Annotated in this window: 16 protein-coding genes and 1 tRNA gene; 8 read left to right on the forward strand and 9 right to left on the reverse strand. The window is 67.7% G+C overall.

The window, feature by feature from the left end; all coding sequences use genetic code 11:
- Positions 1-3 precede the first annotated feature (3 nt).
- Positions 4-543 carry a DUF488 domain-containing protein gene (locus tag ACH46_RS18805; protein ID WP_062394278.1) on the reverse strand — a complete coding sequence of 180 codons (540 nt, stop codon included), beginning with the start codon at positions 541-543 and terminating at the stop codon, positions 4-6.
- 91 nt (positions 544-634) lie between these two features.
- On the opposite strand from ACH46_RS18805, the gene ACH46_RS18810 reads away from it, so the two are divergent.
- Positions 635-919: an MGMT family protein gene (locus ACH46_RS18810; RefSeq protein ID WP_062394279.1), complete on the forward strand. Its 285-nt coding sequence runs from the start codon at positions 635-637 to the stop codon at positions 917-919.
- 94 nt (positions 920-1,013) lie between these two features.
- Positions 1,014-2,510 carry a phospholipase D-like domain-containing protein gene (locus ACH46_RS18815; RefSeq protein ID WP_062394280.1) on the forward strand — a complete coding sequence of 499 codons (1,497 nt, stop codon included), beginning with the start codon at positions 1,014-1,016 and terminating at the stop codon, positions 2,508-2,510.
- 147 nt (positions 2,511-2,657) lie between these two features.
- Here ACH46_RS18815 and ACH46_RS18820 read toward each other — a convergent pair whose 3' ends face one another.
- Positions 2,658-2,909, reverse strand: coding sequence for a hypothetical protein (locus ACH46_RS18820; protein ID WP_062394281.1), 252 nt, complete (start codon positions 2,907-2,909; stop codon positions 2,658-2,660).
- A 203-nt stretch (positions 2,910-3,112) separates the two neighbouring features.
- Positions 3,113-3,186: transfer RNA gene (locus ACH46_RS18825), tRNA-Gly, on the reverse strand.
- A gap of 128 nt (positions 3,187-3,314) precedes the next feature.
- Here ACH46_RS18825 and ACH46_RS18830 point away from each other — a divergent pair.
- On the forward strand, positions 3,315-4,649 hold the full coding sequence (locus ACH46_RS18830) for a family 1 glycosylhydrolase (RefSeq protein ID WP_062394282.1): 1,335 nt from the start codon (positions 3,315-3,317) through the stop codon (positions 4,647-4,649).
- Positions 4,650-4,652: 3 nt separating this feature from the next.
- On the opposite strand, the gene ACH46_RS18835 is transcribed toward ACH46_RS18830, so the two are convergent.
- The 3 genes from ACH46_RS18835 to ACH46_RS18845 form a co-directional block, all read right to left on the reverse strand.
- Positions 4,653-4,835 carry a type II toxin-antitoxin system antitoxin gene (locus ACH46_RS18835; RefSeq protein ID WP_062394283.1) on the reverse strand — a complete coding sequence of 61 codons (183 nt, stop codon included), beginning with the start codon at positions 4,833-4,835 and terminating at the stop codon, positions 4,653-4,655.
- Entirely contained in the window at positions 4,835-5,719 is an 885-nt protein-coding gene (locus ACH46_RS18840) for an SPFH domain-containing protein (protein WP_062394284.1), read from the reverse strand. Before ACH46_RS18840 ends, ACH46_RS18835 begins: the two co-directional genes overlap by 1 nt.
- Before the next feature lie 83 nt (positions 5,720-5,802).
- Positions 5,803-7,437: an alkaline phosphatase D family protein gene (locus tag ACH46_RS18845; protein ID WP_062394285.1), complete on the reverse strand. Its 1,635-nt coding sequence runs from the start codon at positions 7,435-7,437 to the stop codon at positions 5,803-5,805.
- Positions 7,438-7,600: 163 nt separating this feature from the next.
- Here ACH46_RS18845 and ACH46_RS18850 point away from each other — a divergent pair, with 163 nt between their 5' ends.
- Entirely contained in the window at positions 7,601-8,665 is a 1,065-nt protein-coding gene (locus ACH46_RS18850) for a metallophosphoesterase (RefSeq protein ID WP_062394286.1), read from the forward strand.
- Here the strand turns inward: ACH46_RS18850 and ACH46_RS18855 are convergent.
- The 3 genes from ACH46_RS18855 to ACH46_RS18865 all read right to left on the reverse strand — a co-directional run bounded on the left by ACH46_RS18855 (position 8,643) and on the right by ACH46_RS18865 (position 11,893).
- Complete coding sequence (locus ACH46_RS18855; protein ID WP_062394287.1) at positions 8,643-9,359, reverse strand: DUF998 domain-containing protein; 717 nt, start codon at positions 9,357-9,359, stop codon at positions 8,643-8,645. The two genes, ACH46_RS18850 and ACH46_RS18855, sit on opposite strands and share 23 nt — an antisense overlap.
- A gap of 295 nt (positions 9,360-9,654) precedes the next feature.
- Entirely contained in the window at positions 9,655-10,617 is a 963-nt protein-coding gene (locus ACH46_RS18860; RefSeq protein ID WP_082399941.1) for a winged helix-turn-helix transcriptional regulator, read from the reverse strand.
- Positions 10,618-10,663: 46 nt separating this feature from the next.
- Positions 10,664-11,893, reverse strand: a complete 1,230-nt coding sequence (locus tag ACH46_RS18865; protein WP_226995684.1) for an acetyl-CoA C-acyltransferase — start codon at positions 11,891-11,893, stop codon at positions 10,664-10,666.
- A 111-nt stretch (positions 11,894-12,004) separates the two neighbouring features.
- Between ACH46_RS18865 and ACH46_RS18870 the strand changes: the two genes are divergently transcribed.
- The 4 genes from ACH46_RS18870 to ACH46_RS18885 are packed head-to-tail and all read left to right on the forward strand — an operon-like array spanning position 12,005 to position 17,496.
- Positions 12,005-13,222: an acetyl-CoA acetyltransferase gene (locus ACH46_RS18870; RefSeq protein ID WP_062394289.1), complete on the forward strand. Its 1,218-nt coding sequence runs from the start codon at positions 12,005-12,007 to the stop codon at positions 13,220-13,222.
- Positions 13,223-13,270: 48 nt separating this feature from the next.
- Complete coding sequence (locus ACH46_RS18875; RefSeq protein WP_062394290.1) at positions 13,271-14,800, forward strand: carotenoid oxygenase family protein; 1,530 nt, start codon at positions 13,271-13,273, stop codon at positions 14,798-14,800.
- 1 nt (position 14,801) lies between these two features.
- Entirely contained in the window at positions 14,802-15,782 is a 981-nt protein-coding gene (locus ACH46_RS18880; RefSeq protein ID WP_062394291.1) for an NAD(P)H-dependent flavin oxidoreductase, read from the forward strand.
- Positions 15,775-17,496, forward strand: coding sequence for a class I adenylate-forming enzyme family protein (locus ACH46_RS18885; protein WP_062394292.1), 1,722 nt, complete (start codon positions 15,775-15,777; stop codon positions 17,494-17,496). The genes ACH46_RS18880 and ACH46_RS18885 overlap by 8 nt, the downstream gene beginning before the upstream one ends.
- Positions 17,497-17,561 lie beyond the last annotated feature (65 nt).

The raw sequence follows: 17,561 nt of genomic DNA on the forward strand, positions 1-17,561 counted from the left end.
GACTCACCTCACGGGCGCGGGATAGGTCACTCCGCCGGCCTGGCCGACGACGGCGCCCGCACTCAGCTCCGCGGCGTCGGTGTGTCCCACACCCACGATGTGGGCGACGGTTTCTCCGTGTGCGAGCAGGTGGTCGGCGATGATCCGCCGATGGCATCGCCACCACACGGCCTCCGCGCACATGATCGCCGTGCGTCCGCGGTCGGCGTCATCCCTCAATGACGCCAGGGCCTCGGCGAATTCGTCGGAGAGCGCGTGATCGGCGTAATTGTGGAAGCTCCGGTTCTGCCACCACGCGTTCACCTCGAACGGCACGTCCTTGCTGACCGGCCGTCGCCCCGTCAGGCCGGCCGCACGGCGGAAGCCGATCCCCGCCGCATCGAGCACCGCGGCCAAGGCATCCGCGTTGAACTGCGGATATCGGTTCGAGCCCGGCAGGCGTCGGACGTCGACGACCATCGTGATCTGCGACTCCCGCAGCAGGCCGAGGAACTCCGCGATCTCCCGGTTCGAGTGGCCGATGGTGAAGAAGGGTTCCCGCATGACTCCCACCCTCCTCTCCCCGACGGCGGCCATCCGCATCAGGCGGACAATGGACGACGCAACAAGAGATTTCAAGCGGAAGGGTCCACCCATGTCCGAACTGAACGACGCCGTGTGTCGAGTCCTGCAGATGATCGAGCCGGGACATGTCGCGACCTACGGCGACGTCGGCAAGCAGGTGGGCGTCTTCCCGCGGCAGGCCGGTCGCGAGGTGGCCCGCGTCCCCGACGATGTCCCGTGGTGGCGAGTGGTCAGCGCCAACGGCACCATCGCCACCTGCCACGAGGGCACCGCGCCCGGCCTGCTGATCGGCGAGGGCGTGCCGATGAAGAACGGTCGCGCGGACCTGTCCCGCGCGCGGCAGGAGTGGAGTTGATCGGTCTCCACCGTTGATTCGGGGTACCAGGCGACAACAATCAACGGTGGAAAACTAATCTGGCTCCGATTCGGTCGACAGCACAGGGGGCTCGATGGAGAACATGAGTGGGATCGTCGTCGCGGGAGACACGTGCCGACGCAAGGGGCAGGCCGATCGGCTGTCGGTGATCATCGACGCCGCCGCGTATTTCCAGCACGCGAAGGCCGCACTGCTGCAGGCGCGGCACCGGGTGATGCTGATCGGGTGGGAGGTCGACTCGCGGATCCGGCTGGATCCGGCCTCCGACGATCCCGGCGTGCCCGACGTGCTGGGCGACCTGCTGCCCTGGCTCACCCGGACCCGGCCGGATCTGGAGATCTACGTCCTCCGGTGGAGCACCGGCGTGTGGACCGGCCTCTCCCGCGGGCTCCTGCCACCGGTTCTGCAGGATCTCCTCACCGGCGACCGCCTGCACTACCGGATCGATTCCGCGCACCCCTTCTCCTCCGCACATCACCAGAAGATCGTGGTGATCGACGACGGGTTCGCGTTCTGCGGCGGCATCGACATGACGGTCGACCGGTGGGACACCTCCGACCATCTCTCGGCGAACCCCGAGCGGGTGAATCCCGACGGCGAGCCGTTCGGCCCGTGGCACGACGCGACGCTCGCCGTGAGCGGTGATGCCGCCCGGATCGTCGCCGAGGTGGCTCGCGACCGATGGGAGACGGCGACCGGCGACCGGCTGCCGCCGCTCGAGACCGGGGACGAGGACGTGTGGCCGTCGGACCTGGACATCGATTTCAGCGACTGCGTCGTCGGGGTGGCGCGAACGCTTCCGGAGTACGACGGACGCAGCGAGGTCCGGGAGATCAAGCACCTCTACCTCGCGGCGATCGCTGCGGCCCGAGATCACCTCTACATCGAGAGCCAGTACCTCGCCTCGCGAGACATCGCAGAGGCCCTAGCCGTGAGACTCGCCGAACCGGACGGGCCGGAGATCGTCGTCGTGCTGCCGCGGCATGCGGACGGGCAGGTGGAGCGCCGGTCGATGGACGGTGCGCGGCACCGCCTGCTCCGGTTGATCTGGCACGCGGACGTCCACGACCGTTTCCACGCGTACTTCCCGGTCACCGCCGAGTCGGAGGACATCTACGTCCACGCGAAGGTGTTGATCGTCGATGATCGACTGCTGCGCATCGGCTCGTCGAATCTGAACAACCGATCACTCGGCTTCGACAGCGAATGCGACGTGGTCCTCGACGCCGCCGACAATCCCGAGCAAGCCGATCAGATCGTCGGCACGATCCGTCGGATCAGGACCCGCTTGATCGCCGAGCACGTCGGCACCACCGTCGACGAGCTCGACGCCGCCGTCACCGCGACCGGCTCGATCGCCGGCGGCATCGACGCGTTGAGCGGCAAGGGACGGGGTCTACGCCTGTTCGATCGCGAGGTCGTGAAGGACGAGGACTCGGTGCTGGCCGAGGACGAGCTGATCGACCCCGAGAGCGTGTCGTCGACCGGCCTCTCCCGGCTGCAACGCGAGCTCCTGCGCCGGGCGGGCCACGTCGGGCTGACCGTGCGGCGCCGGCTGCAGCGCAGCTGACCGCGGTGCGGCCGTGCCCCTAAGCTTGTCGAGTGCCGCCTGCGAGCGGAGCGAGCACGCGGCGTATCGAGCCGACCGGAACTTTCGCTGATACAGCACAGTTTTCATTGAATCCTGCGCGGTCCAGGGAAACCCGCCGAAGCGAACCTAGGCCGCGTAATACGGACCAGCTTCCGCCGGATCGAGGTCCGACGCGTCGCCGTAGCCCGCGGCGATCAGATCGAAGGCGTCGAACTCTTCGTGGTCGAACGGTCCCGCGGTCTTGGTGTATGCCAACCCGAGGCTGGTGTAGAACACCGTTCCGACGGTGATCGCATCGATGTCGGTCCATGCCGGAGTGCGCGAGGCGACTTGATCCGGGTCGATGACCGGCGGGACGAGATGGGCTGTGATCGACATCAGGTTCCTCTCCCTACGCGTCTGCGGGAGGACCCCGCGTGACGCCCTGATGTGAACTGTGACACAGATTTCATGTCGGTGGTGGCACCGACGCGCGAAGCAGCACACAAAGGTTCAGGCCGTGCGACAGGTGAAGATTCCGGACGAGAATCGGACGAGCTGACTTCGGTCGCCACAGAAGAGCAGTGCACCAACAATTTTCGTGGAGCCGGTGACGAGAATCGAACTCGCAATTTCACCTTGGGAAGGTGACGTGTTGCCACTACACCACACCGGCATCGCGAGAGAGTCTCGCGCACTGAAACATTAGCAAACAGGGTGAGCCAGTCGGCGATCGAGGGACCGACACGTGCGACAAACGCCAAACCGTCGTACGAACGAATGAATGAGACTAGCGTCACAGTCATGCTCGGAGTCTCCGCCGGTTGTCGCGGTGCCCCGTCGCGAATCAAGGGGGCTGTCGGACTCGTCGTGCTCGCGCTCGTCGCGGCACTGGCCACGGCGATCGCACCGGCAGCCGACGCGAAACCGTCGTCTCCGCTGCCGAACGACTTCCTGTGGGGTGTCGCGTCGTCCGGATTCCAATCCGAGGGGAGCTCACCGGACAGTAATTGGACGCGCTACATCGCCCGCGGGAAGACCGACGACAGGATCGGCACCTCGGTCGACTTCCGGCACCGCTACGCCTCCGACATCGCCCTCGCGAAACAGTTGGGCGCCAAGGTCTACCGCGTCGGGATCGAGTGGGCGCGGATCGAGAAGGCACCCGGGAAGCTCGACGTCCGCGAGCTCGACTACTACGACTCCCTGGTGAAGGCCATCGTCAACGCGGGCATGCGGCCGATGATCACCCTGGACCACTGGGTGTATCCGGGCTGGATCGCGGCGCTCGGCGGCTGGAAGGACTCCCGCACGCTGGAGACGTGGCTGACCCACAATCAGCTGGTCGTCGAGCGGTTCGCGAAATACCACCCGCTGTGGATCACCATCAACGAGCCGAGCGCATATGTCTTGAAGGAGGTGCAGTTCGGCGGTCTGGCGGCCAGGGACGCGCCGCTCATGTTCGACCGGCTGGTTCAGGCGCACAAGGCGATCTACCGGTTCATCCACCGAAAGGATCCGGGCGCTCAAGTCAGTTCCAACGTCGCGTACGTGCCGACCGCGGAACCGGTGCTCGACCGGCAGTTCCTCGACCGAGTGCGGAATCAGCTCGACTACGTGGGGCTGGACTATTACTACTCGATCTCCCCGACCGATCTGACCGCCCTGTTCGCCGCCACCGGCGAGTTCTGGAAGGCGTCGGTGGCCGCGGACGGAATCTTCTACGCCCTGCGCGACATGAGCCGACGGTTCCCCGGCAAGCCGTTGTACGTCGTCGAATCCGGGATGGCGACGAAGAACGGGCACCTGCGGCCCGACCGCTATCGTCGCGCCGACCACCTGCGCGACCTCGTCTACTGGGTGCAGAAGGCCCGCCGCACCGGCATCCCCGTGATCGGCATGAACTACTGGAGTCTCACCGACAACTACGAATGGGGCAGCTACACACCGCGGTTCGGTCTCTACACGGTCGACGTGAAGACCGATCCGACGCTGCGGCGCAAGCCCACAGCGGCCGTGGCCGCCTTCCGGAAGATCATCGCCGACAACGGCGTCGGGCGCAGTTACCGACCGACGCGGCCCGCGGCGTTCTGCTCGCTCGCGGCCGCGCCGCTCAGTTGCCTGCAGCCGGCACCGTAGGGGTCAGTCGGGCAGCCGCCCGACCTGCTTCAAGGCCATCCGGAGGGCGTACTCGAGCTGACCGTTGATGCTGCGCAGGTCATCGGCGGCCCACTTGGCGATGGCGGCGTGGACGTCCGGATCCAGCCGCAGGAGGACCTTCTTCGGTTGACGCTTCGCCGGACGGGAAGCGTCCGACTCGGCCATCAGCCGTACAGGGTGCCGGCGTTGACGACGGGCTGCGTGGCCCGGTCACCGCAGAGCACGACCAGAAGGTTCGAGACCATCGCCGCGCGCCGCTCCTCGTCGAGTTCGACGACGCCCTGCTCGGCGAGGCGGTCGAGCGCGAGCCCGACCATGCCGACGGCGCCCTCGACGATCTGCTGCCGCGCCGCGACCACCTGCGCCGCCTGCTGGCGGACCAGCATGGCCTGCGCGATCTCGGGTGCATACGCGAGGTGGGTGATGCGGGCTTCGATGATCTCGATGCCGGCGCGTTCGGTGCGCTCGCGGAGTTCGACGGTCAACTCCTCGGCGATCGTGGCGCCGTCGCGGAGGCTGATCGTGTCCTCCTGATGCGAGTCGTACGGGTAGCTGGTCGCGAGGTGCCGGACGGCGGCCTCGGACTGGATGGCCACGTACTCCTCGTAGTCGTCGACCGCGAACGCCGCCTTGAAGGTGTCGACGACCTGATAGACCACCACGGCGGCGATCTCGACGGGGTTGCCGTCAGCGTCGTTGACCTTCAGCTTCTGCGTCTCGAAGTTGCGGACGCGCAGCGAGATGGTCCGCCGATCGGTCATCGGCGTCACCAGGTAGAAACCGGCTTCGCTGACCGAACCGATGTACCGTCCGAAGAACTGCAGCACCTTGGCCTCGTTGGGACTGACGACGGTCAGTCCGCTCATGACGATCAGGGCCGCGACGGCCAGCAGCACGGCCACCACCGTCACGATCACCAGCGCGGGCGACATTCCGTTCGCCACGAGCGCGATGGTGGCGATGGCCACGACGACGCCGATCAGGAAGACCGCAATGGTCCCCAGGAGCCCGACGAACCCGTTGGTCCGCCACGCTTTTCGAAAGCTCATGTCACACCTCTCAGTCGTCGACGAGCACGACCCCGCCGCTAGCGTAATGATATCACTTCGCTATCCGCCGGGAGTCCGAACGACTACCGCGCCGGCCCCGACACCTTCGTCATGCGCCGTGTCCCGGACGTCACCTTCCACGACTGCGAGTGGTAGGCGACCGTGTTGCGATCGGTGCGGTCACGCACCGAGTACCAGTCCATCTGTGCGGCCGCGTCGTCGACGGTGAGGACGGCGTAGCCGTGAGCGTCGGTGTCGACCCAGCGGATGTGATGGTTGGTCGCGCAGATGGCGCTCGACGCGGCGTTGCCGACCGTGCGCTCGGGCACCTTGGCCATGTCGTCGACGTTGTTCGACGTCACCGATGTCACCACGAACTCCGTGCCGAGTGTTCCGGCGCCCGGGTAGGCGGCGGGCTTGCGTGGGATCTCGTTGGCGAAGGACATGTGGATGTCGCCGGTCAGGAAGACGACGTTGCGCTTCCCCGCCTTGTCGGCGGCGTCGAGCAGGCGGGCGCGGTCGCGGGTGTAGCCGTCCCACTGGTCGCCGTTGAACGGGATGCCGTTCTCGGGGACGCCGATCAGGTCGGTGAGCGCGCCGGTGGTGGCCGGGTCGAGCGGCGGGAGCAGGAACGGCGAGATCATCACCGAGTTCCCGACCAGTTGCCAGCGGGTGGTGGAAGTGGTGATGCCGCCGGTGATCCACTGCATCTGGGCGCGCCCGGTGATGGTGGTCTTGTCGCTGTCGGACTGCTTGCTGAACCGTGACGCCTCCTTGTCGCGGTAGGTTCGCAGGTCGAGCATCGACAGCTCGAGGAGATTGCCGTAGCGCAGCCGCCGGTAGATGTGCCGGTTGCTCTCGGTGACCACCGGGCGGACCGGCATCCACTCGTAGTAGGCCTGGTCCGCATTGGCCTTGCGGGCCGCCCACGCCCCCTGCGTGCGCGGATTGTGGTTCTCGGCGCCCGACCGGTAGGAGTTGTCGGCGGTCTCGTGATCGTCCCACGTGACGATGAACGGGTGCACGGCGTGCAGCTTCGCCAGGTCGGGGTCGGTCTTGTACTGGCCGTGGCGAATCCGATAGTCGGCGAGCGAGACGATGTCGTGCGCGGGCTTGTGGGTGCGGACCGGGCCGGTCTTGCCGCCGTACTCGCCCGCGCCGTACTCGTAGATGTAGTCGCCGAGGTGGACGACGGCGTCGAGTTCGGTGCGCTTCGCCAGATGCCGGTACGACGCGAAGTAGCCGGCCTCCCAGTTGGAGCAGCTGACGACGCCGAACTTCACGTTCGCCACGTCGGCGTCGGAGGCCGGCGCCGTCCGGGTGCGACCGATCGGCGAGACCGCGCCCGCGGCGGGACCGCCGGTGACGCGGAACCGATACCAGTACAGCGTCCGCGGCGCGAGGCCGCTGACGTCGACCTTGACCGTGTGGTCGCGGGAGGCGTCGGTCGAGACCGCACCGGAGGCGACGATGGAGCCGAATCCCTTGTCTGAGGACACCTCCCAGGCGACGGATGACGCGGCGCCGCGGCCCGATCCGGGCGTCGCATCGGCGGTGGGCGTGATGCGCGTCCAGATGATCACGCCGCCCGGCAGCGGGTCGCCGGAGGCCACGCCATGCGCGAAGGCGACCTTCGACGGCGTCGTACCGCGGGCGTCGCCGCTGCCGACTGCGGTGGGAACACCGATCGCCAGGGCGCCGGCACCGGCGGCGCTCATGAAGGTGCGGCGAGAGACAGGGAGGGAGATTCGCTTGTCAGACATCGGGTGGAACCGTCTCAAAGCGAAGTGTCCGCGCGGTGAACTCCGAGTGGCGTCAGGCTTGCGACTCGTGTTCGCGGCACGGCCATCTCGTTCATCTGAACATGCGACGATCATCGCCATGTCCGACAACAGCCCCCAGAAGCCCGCTCGCGGCCTCGACCGTCGTTCCTTCCTCGCCGGTGCCGCCGCCGTCGGCACCGCCGCCGGTCTCGGCTCCCTCGGCACCGGCACGGCGTCCGCGGCGCAGCGCTATCCGCTGCCCGCCCGCTCCGACGCCCTGCACCTGTTGGTGACCGGCGACGCCGGAACCGGCGAGAAGCCGCAGTACGCCGTCACCGACGCCGCCCTCGCGATCCACAACACCAAGCCCTTCGACGCCGCGTTCGGCCTCGGCGACAACATCTACGAGGCCGGCCCCAAGGGACCCGACGACCGCCAGTTCCAGACCAAGTTCGAGAAACCCAACGCGGGCCTGGACTTCCCGTGGCTGATGACGCTCGGCAACCACGACAACACCGCGATCTTCCCCGGCGACGGCGGCTGGCTGCTCCGCGGAGACGCCGAGGTGGCCTATCACCGCAGGTCCAAGCGCTGGTACATGCCGGCCCGCTACTACGCGGTCTCGCTGGGCTTGGCCGACGTCTTCGTCCTCGACATCAACCCGCTGGCCGCCTACATCCCGCCCTTCCTCTCCCCCGAGTGGCAGCCGGGCGGGCACTACATGACGCGGCAGGCGCAGTGGCTCGACCAGGGGCTGCGCACGTCGACCGCACCGTGGAAGATCGTCTGCACCCACCACCCGTACGCCAACAACGGCCCGCACGGCCCGGCGGGCGACTTCGACGGCCTGCCCGCACCGTTGAACGGGGTGGAGATGAAGAAGTTCATCGAGAAGCACGTGGCCGGACGCGCCCACTTCCTGTTCTCCGGTCACGACCACAGCCAGCAGGTCCTGGAGAATGTGAGCGGCTTGAAGGGCACCCGTCAGATCGTGTCCGGGGCTGCGGCGAAGTCGGTGAACGGCAAGTCCGCCAAGCGGTTCCGCGCGAAGTACGAGAACTACACCGACCGCGGCTTCATGACCCTGAACATCACGCCGTCGGCCCTCACGCTGAACGCCTACGAGGTGGCGGCCAACCGCACCACGTCGCACCGCGCGTTCACGACGACGTACCGCCGCTGACCGCGTCCGACGGTTCCGGTGATGCGGTGGCGGGCCGCCATCGCATCACCGCGACGCCCCAGAACGCGAGCCACACGCTCATGCCGCCGACCTGGATCCGCTGCGCCAGCCCCAGTCGGTAGTCGCCGTCGAGCCGGTCGGCGCCCAGCATCCAGAGGGTGGCCAGCACGACGATGACGAAGACCAGTCCGCCGCCGAACCGGAGCCACGGCCAGTCCCGTCGACGCCAGGCCGCCAGGGAGGCCGCACCCATCGCGAAGAAGATGCCGAACACGGCAAGCGAGCTCGTGAGCGCGTGGAAGTGGTGCAGCTGCGGGAGCAGGCCGCGCGATTCGCTCGGGCACCCGGGATCTCGGCCGGCGAGGCATTCGATGGGCATCAGCGCATCGGCGATGGTCGACGCCCCGAACACGGCGATCGCGACGGCCGCGGTGATCGAGAACCGATTCCGCACCAGCATCGGTGGCATCAGCAGTCCAGCGGCCGCGAGCAGGGCAAACGTGCCGGTGAGGACGTCCCCGGCCACGTAGACGTTGCGATGCGGCATGTGGCCGCTGGCGAGTTCGGAGAGGAACGACCGCATCGGGTCGAGCCCGGAGTGCAGGAAGTAGTCGAGCACCCAGGATGAATAGCAGACCCCCGCGAGCAGCAGAAGCAGCCCGATCAGCGTCGTTCTGACGCGTTGCCCTCGCACTCGTTCGACAGTACTCAACGGAGCCGCTTCGCCGCGGACGCATCACCGCCGAGCGGAACCTTGATTCGACCATCGGCAGTCTCCGGCGGCGTCATCACGCGATCTGCGGAACGTGTACGCCCGGGACGGGGAACCCGATTCCAGGTGCCCGCCCGAACGACGCGCGTACGAGCCAGACCAACCAGTCCATGCTGACCGCCGTCCTCAAGGCCCTGGTGGACCGAGACTCGCTGCGCGGCGAGCGGCACGACGAGCGGCGGCGGCGCCGTCATGAATCAGGCCCACGATCCTGCGCCTATTCGTCTCTGCGCGCTCCTCGGCTCGTCACCGGCACCACTTCGATTGCCTCAGCAGCCAAACCTGCACCGCACCGGTCGCAGACGAGCCGGGCGGCGAAGTCGTGATCCAAATGCTGCCAGTTCATCGCCGGCCCGTCTGCGTCGGCGAACCAGTGATCGGACCACAGCAGGGTCAGCGCGACAACCGGGAAGAAGGCCGCCCCCTTGGAGGTCAGACGGTATTCGGACCGCCCACTCCCCCTCTTCGCCGTTTCGACGAAACCCTGTTCCACCAGGACCCGCAGACGCTCGGCGAGCACATTCGGCGGGATCCGCAACGCGGACTCGAAATCGGCATAACGGCGGATTCCTTGAAAAACGGCGCCGACCACCACCGCCGACCAACGATTGCCGAACACCGTCATCGTCGACGGGAACTCCTCTGGGGTGCGTGGGGCACTGGCGCGGCGACGCGTTCCAGTATGAGGCAGGGAGCGGGCCCAGCCACCAGCCGGACCCCAGATCGCGCGCACGGTACTGAGCTCAGCAGGCTCACCGCACGTCGCACACATCATCCTCGGCCGAAACTCCCTATTGCACAACGCATGTCGCCGCAAGGGCAGCGCGACGGCACGCTCACCGCCCCACGTTCTCTCCCAGTCCCAGATCGCCAGCAGGATCGGCCAGGTCGCCGCACCGCGCGCGGTGAGAATGTACTCAGCCCGAATCGGATTGTCCTGATAGATCCGCCGGGCCAGCAGGCCGGCCTCGGACAGCAAGGTCAGCCGTGTCGTGAGGCTGGCCGCAGAGATCGCCAACTCAGCTTGAAACTGGCTGAAGCGGGTAGCGCCGAGGTGGGCCGCCCGGAGCAGGTGCAGCGACCACTCATCCCCGAGCACCCCCAGCCCCCGCGCGATCGCATTGGGCTCGGCCAGCCCCGGCGGCCCGGGACGCACCGCATCGTTGACGGAGATCTTCATGCCAGTCAGCCTAGTGCCCAGCCGCTTCAGCGCCGCGGCGTCGCACTCATGCCCGCTCCAGGACCACCGCGCTGCCGAGCCCGGCCGCGCCACTGACCGCGGCCACGCCCCGTTTGCCACCCCGTCGCTCTAGTTCAGTCAGGCATCCGCCGATCATGATCGCCCCGGTCGCACCGAATGCATGGCCCATGGCCAGGGTTCCTCCGTTGGGGTTCATCCGGTCATCGCCGCCATCGGCGTCGATCTTCAGATCTCGTTCGAAGCGAAGACACAGCGCCGCGAAGGCCTCGGCGAACTCAAAGCAATCCACCCCGTCGGCGGTGACGTCGAGGCGTTCCAGTGCGGCCTCCACCGCGTCCTGACCGGCGGTCAGCATCTGCACCGGATGGCCGGCAGTAGCCACGCTGGCCGCGATCCGGGCTCGCGGCGTCAGCCCGGCGCGCTCCCCCGCCTCCCTCGTGCCGACGACCAGCAGCGCCGCGCCATCGGCCATAGCCGGCGAGGTCCCGCGGGTGTGGCGGTGCTCGATCTGCGACAGCTCGGGGAACGCGCGCAGCGCGATGGCATCCTGCCCCTGCGCTCCGAGGTCGGCGAAGGCCAGCGGTTGCGCGGCCTGGACAGCGGCGGTGGTATCCGGACGGATCAATTCGTCCGCCGCCATCGGATCGGCACCGTCGCGGGCGACTGGGATCACCTCGTCGTCGAACCTCCCGGCCGCCCACGCGCGCGCCGCCCGCTGCTGGGACCGCACCCCGTACTCGTCGAGTTGCTCGCGCTCGAACCCCTCCAGGGTGGCGTTGAGATCGGCCGCGACGCCCATGTGGATCGACCCGACATCGGCGATGGTCTCCGGGTCGGTCCACAGCGGGCCGCCATCGGAGAAGATCGGCACCCGCGATACCGTCTCCACCCCACCGGCGACCACGAGCCCCGCGTCCCCGGCCTTCACCCGAGCCGCGGCGATGGCGACCGCATCGATCCCCGAGGCGCAGAAGCGGTTCACCATCATCCCCGGCACGTGGTGGCCCCAGCCCGCCCGCAGCGCAGCGACACGCGCCGGATTGGCCCCCTGCTCGTTCAGCTGGGAAGCGCAGCCGACGATCACATCCGACACCTCACCCGGGTCGACACCGCGCTCCCGCAACGCCCGCATCAGCTGGATGAGCAGGTCGGTAGCGGTCTGTCCGTGCAGTCCACCGTTGGGCGAGGCCTTCCCTCGCGGGGTACGCACATAGTCGAAGATCCACGCGCCGTTCGCGGCGGACGGACTTATCACTTTCACTCCTCGATCGAAAGAGCCAACTATATTTGACAGAGTCACTCTGATAGTTATAGTGACATACATCATCCATGATTCGCATCCTCCCTGCTAAGGAGCCCGCACGAGATGACTACTTCCTCCGTCTGGATGCTGGGCGGCTACCAGACCGACTTCGCCCGGAACCTGCACCGAGAGGGGCTCGACTTCGCCGATCTCACCGCTGAAGCGGTGACCCAGACCTGCGCAGCCGCTGGCGTCCCCGCGTCCGAGATCGGCGTGGTCCACATCGGCAACGCGTTCGGTCAGCTGTTCACCGGGCAGGGCCACCTCGGCGCCATGCCCGCCACGGTCTGCCCCGACCTGTGGGGCGTGCCCGCCACCCGGCACGAGGCTGCCTGCGCATCCGGCGGCACCGCGGTGCTCGCCGCCATGGCCGACCTGCGCGCCGGCAACTACGACGTCGCCCTGGTTCTCGGCGTTGAGTTGGAGAAGACCGTCTCCGGAGATCAAGCCGCCGCCTACCTGGGCGCCGCAGCGTGGGTCGGACACGAGGGACAGGACGCCACCTACATGTGGCCCTACATGTTCGCCGAGATGGCCGAGGAGTACGACCGCCGATACGGCATCGACGATAAGCACCTGCGCCGGATCGCCGAAGTCAACTTCGGCAACGCCCGACTCAACCCCAATGCGCAGACGCGCGACTGGACCAATCTGGTCTTTGAGGCCGATGACACCGCCAACCCGATTGTCGAAGGCCGGTTGCGACGCACGGACTGCAGTCAGATCACCGACGGCGCCGCCGGCGTGATCTTGGTCAGCGACCGCTACCGCCGCGAGCACCCCGACGTCACGCCGTGGACCGAGATCACCGGATGGGGTCACGCGAGCGCCGGACTATCGCTGACGAGCAAGTTCGAGGCCAGCCGCGACGACGAATACGTACTGCCCCACCTGCGCCAGACGATCACCGACGCCCTCGGCCGCGCCCGCGTCGACCTCGACGACCTCGACGGCGTGGAGGTCCACGACTGCTTCTCGATGAGCGAGTACCTCGTCATCGACCACCTCGGACTCACCGCGCCCGGCCAGTCGTGGGAGGCGATCGAGACCGGGACCATCGAACGCGACGGCCGACTTCCGATCAACCCCAGCGGCGGATTGATCGGCGGCGGCCATCCGGTCGGCGCAAGCGGGGTCCGGATGCTGCTCGACGCCGCCTCGCAGGTGTCCGGACGGGCTGGCGACCTGCAGGTCGACGGCGCCACCACCTTCGGGACGGTCAACTTCGGCGGCAGCACGGCCACCTGCGTCGCCCTCGTGTGCACCACGGTCGACGACTAAACCCGCTCACCCCCAGAACCCAACCCCCTATCCAGCAGAGGATTAACGATGGTTACCAGCGTGGACGTCGTGGAGCGGATGCTCAGCACCCTCCCCGACGATGACGATCATCCCTACCGCAGCGGCCCCTGGCGCCCCCAGCAGCGGGAGTGGAACGCCGACGACCTTGAGGTCGTCGCCGGCCGCATCCCCCACGACCTCGACGGCGTGTACCTGCGCAATACCGAGAACCCGCTGCACCAGCCGATTCAGCACTACCATCCGTTCGACGGCGACGGGATGGTCCACATCGTCGGATTCCGCGACGGCACCGCGTTCTACCGCAACCGCTTCGTCCGTACCGACGGCCTGGCGGCCGAGCAACAGGCCGGGCGCTCGCTGTGGGCCGGTATCGCCGAGTCGCCAACGATCTCCGACCGCACCGACGGCGTTGGCGCACGCCGGTTCTTGAAGGATTCCTCGAGCACCGACGTCACCGTCTTCCGCGGCGAGGCTCTGACGAGTTTCTACCAGTGCGGCGACCTCTACCGGATGGACCCGCTGACCGGTCGGGCGCTGGGCAAGGCGGACTTCAACGGCGGATTCCCCTCGGCGCTCGGCGTATCAGCGCACCCGAAGAACGACGACCGGACCGGTGAGCTCCTGTTCTTCAACTACGGCAAGGACGCGCCGTACATGCACTACGGCGTCGTCGACGCCGACAACGACGTGGTCCACTACACACCCATCGAGCTCCCCGGGCCGCGGCTGCCGCACGATATGGCGTACACCGAGAACTACGCGATCTTCAACGACTTCCCCCTCTTCTGGGATGCCGATCTGCTCCGGGCCGGGCATCATGTGCCGCGTCTGCACGACCTCCCGTCGCGCTTCGGCATCCTTCCCCGACGGGGCGACGCGTCCCAGATCCGCTGGTTCGAAGCTGATCCGACCTACGTCCTCCACTTCGTCAACGCCTTCGAGGACGGCGACGAGGTCGTGCTCGACGGGTTCTTCCAGCACGACCCCGACCCCGGTCCGCTGCCCGAAGACGCCGGACTTCCCCCCTCTCTCCGCCCCTTCCGCTTCCTGGCACTCAACCGGATGCAGACGCGGCTGCACCGCTGGCGGTTCAATCTGGTCACCGGCGCCACCACCGAGACGTCGTTGACCGACACGATCAGCGAATTCGGCATGATGAACGCCGATTACACCACCACCGACTACCGCTATGCGTACGCTGCCACCGGCAAGCCCAACTGGTTCCTGTTCGACGGCCTGGTTCGTCACGACCTGCACACCGGAGCCGAAGAGCACTACGCCTTCGGGGAAGGCGTCTTCGCCAGCGAAACGAGTGTGGCACCCAAGGTCGGCGCCACCGGCGAAGACGACGCCTATCTGGTGACCATCACGACCGATCTGAACGCCGACGCCTCCTTCTGCGTCATCTTCGACGCGGCCCGGGTTGCCGACGGACCGATCTGCCAGGTCCGCCTGCCCGAACGGGTGTCCTCCGGCACCCACTCGACCTGGGCGCCGGGTTCGCAGTTGCGACGATGGCGCACCGCCGAACGCGCCGCCGATGGCGTGGAGGTATGAGATGCGCGAAATCCTGAACCGACTGCGCCTGCCCGTCGTCGCAGCGCCGATGTTCCTGGTCTCCGGGCCTGAACTGGTGATCGCCGCGGGCCGCGCCGGCATCATAGGCGCGTTCCCGACTCAGAATTGCCGCAACGCCGACGATCTCGACCACTGGTTGGCGACCATCAGCGCCGATCTCACCGACGCCGACGGCACGACGCTGCCGTGGGCAGTGAACCTGGTGACCCACCGGACCAACGCGCGACTGGCCGAGGATCTGGTCTTGGTGGAGCGCTACCGGCCGCCCCTGGTGGTGACCGCACTCGGCTCACCTGAACCGGTCCTCGATACCGTCCACGGCTACGGCGGGGCGGTCATCGCCGATGTCGCCGATCTGCCGATGGCCCGAAAGGCGGTTGCGGTCGGCGCTGACGGACTAGCCTGCATCAGTGCCGGCGCCGGTGGCCACACCGGCTCCCTGTCGCCGTTCGCCTTCACCGCCGCGGTACGGGAGTTCTTCGACGGTCTGCTCGTCGTCGGCGGCGGCATCGCCGACGGCAACGGGGTCGCCGGTGCCATCGCAGCCGGCGCCGACCTCGTCTACGTGGGCACTCGGTTCCTCGCCGCACAGGAGAGTCTCGCCGTGGCCGATTACAAGGAGATGGTCGTCGACAGCGACATCGACGATCTCATCGTCAGCGCCGGAATCACCGGCACCCCGGCGTCGTGGCTGCGCCCCAGCCTTGCGGCGAACGGCATCGACCCGGACACCCTCGACGACCAGCAACCCGACCGGAATTACCAGGCCGGCGGCGACGCCGTGCGGCGCTGGAAGGATCTGTGGGCTGCCGGGCAGGGGGTCGGAGCGATCACCGCGATCAGCCCGGTCGCCGACATCGTCGACGACCTGGCCATCCAGTACCGGCTGGCCGCCCGGCGCCTCGACCACGCCCGATCCCTCGACGACCATCACTCCCTGGAAGGAGCCGCACATGCTTGACTTCACCACCGGCCTGTACCCGCCCGAGAAGATCGCCCGATTCCGTGAGCTCGGCGCCTGGACCGACGAGACCGTGGACCAGCTCTTCACCGACCGTGTCCGGGAACGCGGCGACAGCGTCGCGCTGGTCGACCCGGCCAATAACGCGGCCCTGGTCGGCACCGCGCCCCGTCGTCTGACCTGGAACGAACTCGACGACGAGGTCACCGGCCTGGCCGCCCGACTCCTCGAGCTCGGGATCAAACCCGGTGACGTGATCGGCGTGCAGTTGCCCAACGGTGTCGAATTGGTGGCGCTGTACCTGGCGGCCTGGCGCATCGGGGCGGTCGTCTCGCCGCTAGCGATGCAGTACCGCGAATACGAGATCGTCGAAATGGGTACGGCCGCCGACTTCCGCATTCTGGTGACCGTCCCCGACTTCTCCGGGTGGCCCGCAGCCGAGGTGATCACCGGCTTCGCCGATCGCCTGCCGACGCTCGCCGCCGTCGCGACGCTCACCTCCGCCCCCGTCGCCGAACCGGTCCCGGGAGCGACCCACCTCGTCTCGGCGCCGGCGACCGAGTCCGACCGCGCCGCCGTGGCTGCCCACGGCTATGTCGCCGACCCGAACCATCCGATGACCATCTGCTGGACGTCGGGGACCGAAAGCGCACCCAAGGGGGTGCCGCGCGCCCACTACGACTGGCTCTCATTCTCTTGGGCGGGTGTCGACGCCCCGCGGCTGACCGCCGACGATGTCCTGCTCAACCCCTTCCCCATGATCAACATGTCGGCATTCGTCGGAAAACTGCTTCCGTGGCTGAGGACCGGCGCCACGCTGGTCCAGCACCACCCGTTCGACGCCCCCACCTTCTTCGGCCAGATCGCCACCGAGCGCGTGACCTACACGGTCGCCCCGCCCGCTCTGCTGCTGATGCTGCTGCGCAACGAGCAACTGCGCAGTCGGATCGATCTGTCGAGCCTGACCCGCGTCGGTTCGGGTTCGGCGCCGCTGCAGCCGGTCACCGTGCGCGGATGGCAGGAGCAGATGGGTATCGCGGTGATCAACTTCTTCGGCTCCAACGAAGGGATCGGCCTGCTTTCGAGTCCCGAGGACTTCCCCGATCCCGACAACCGGGCCAAGTACTTCCCTCGCTACGGCGCTCCGCACACGGACTGGGCTTCCCGGGTCAGCGAGTGGATCTCACTCAAGCTCGTCGACCAGGAGACCGGAGAGGAGATCACCGAGCCCGGCCGGCCCGGGGAACTGCACATCGACGGCCCGATGGTGTTCGCCGGCTACCTCAATGGCGATCGGCTCCCCAGTCCCTTCGACTCCGCCGGCTTCCTGTGCACCGGCGAGGTCTTCGAGATCGCCGGCGACAACAACCAGTACCTGCGCTACGTCGACCGCTCCAAGGACCTCATCGTGCGGGGCGGAATGAATATCGCCCCGGCTGAGATCGAGGCCTTGATCAGCGACCACCCCGCCGTCGCCGAGGTCGCCGTGGTCGGTCGGCCGTCGGAGGTGATGGGTGAGCGCGTTCATGTCGTGGCGGCCCTGAACCCCGATACCGAGTTGACCTTGGATGACCTCACCGACTTCCTCCGCGAACAGCGGATCGCGACGTACAAGCTTCCCGAGAGCCTCGAAATGGTGGAGGTTCTACCTCGTAACCCGGTGGGCAAACTCCTCAAGCGAGACTTGCGCGCTCGGTTGTCACCGACGGATTAATCGTACCGCCGCCGACGCTGCGTGGACCGGGTCGGCGACGGCCGTCTTAGCAAGCGGCCGTCGCC

Source organism: Gordonia phthalatica, from assembly GCF_001305675.1.
Taxonomy (GTDB): domain Bacteria; phylum Actinomycetota; class Actinomycetes; order Mycobacteriales; family Mycobacteriaceae; genus Gordonia; species Gordonia phthalatica.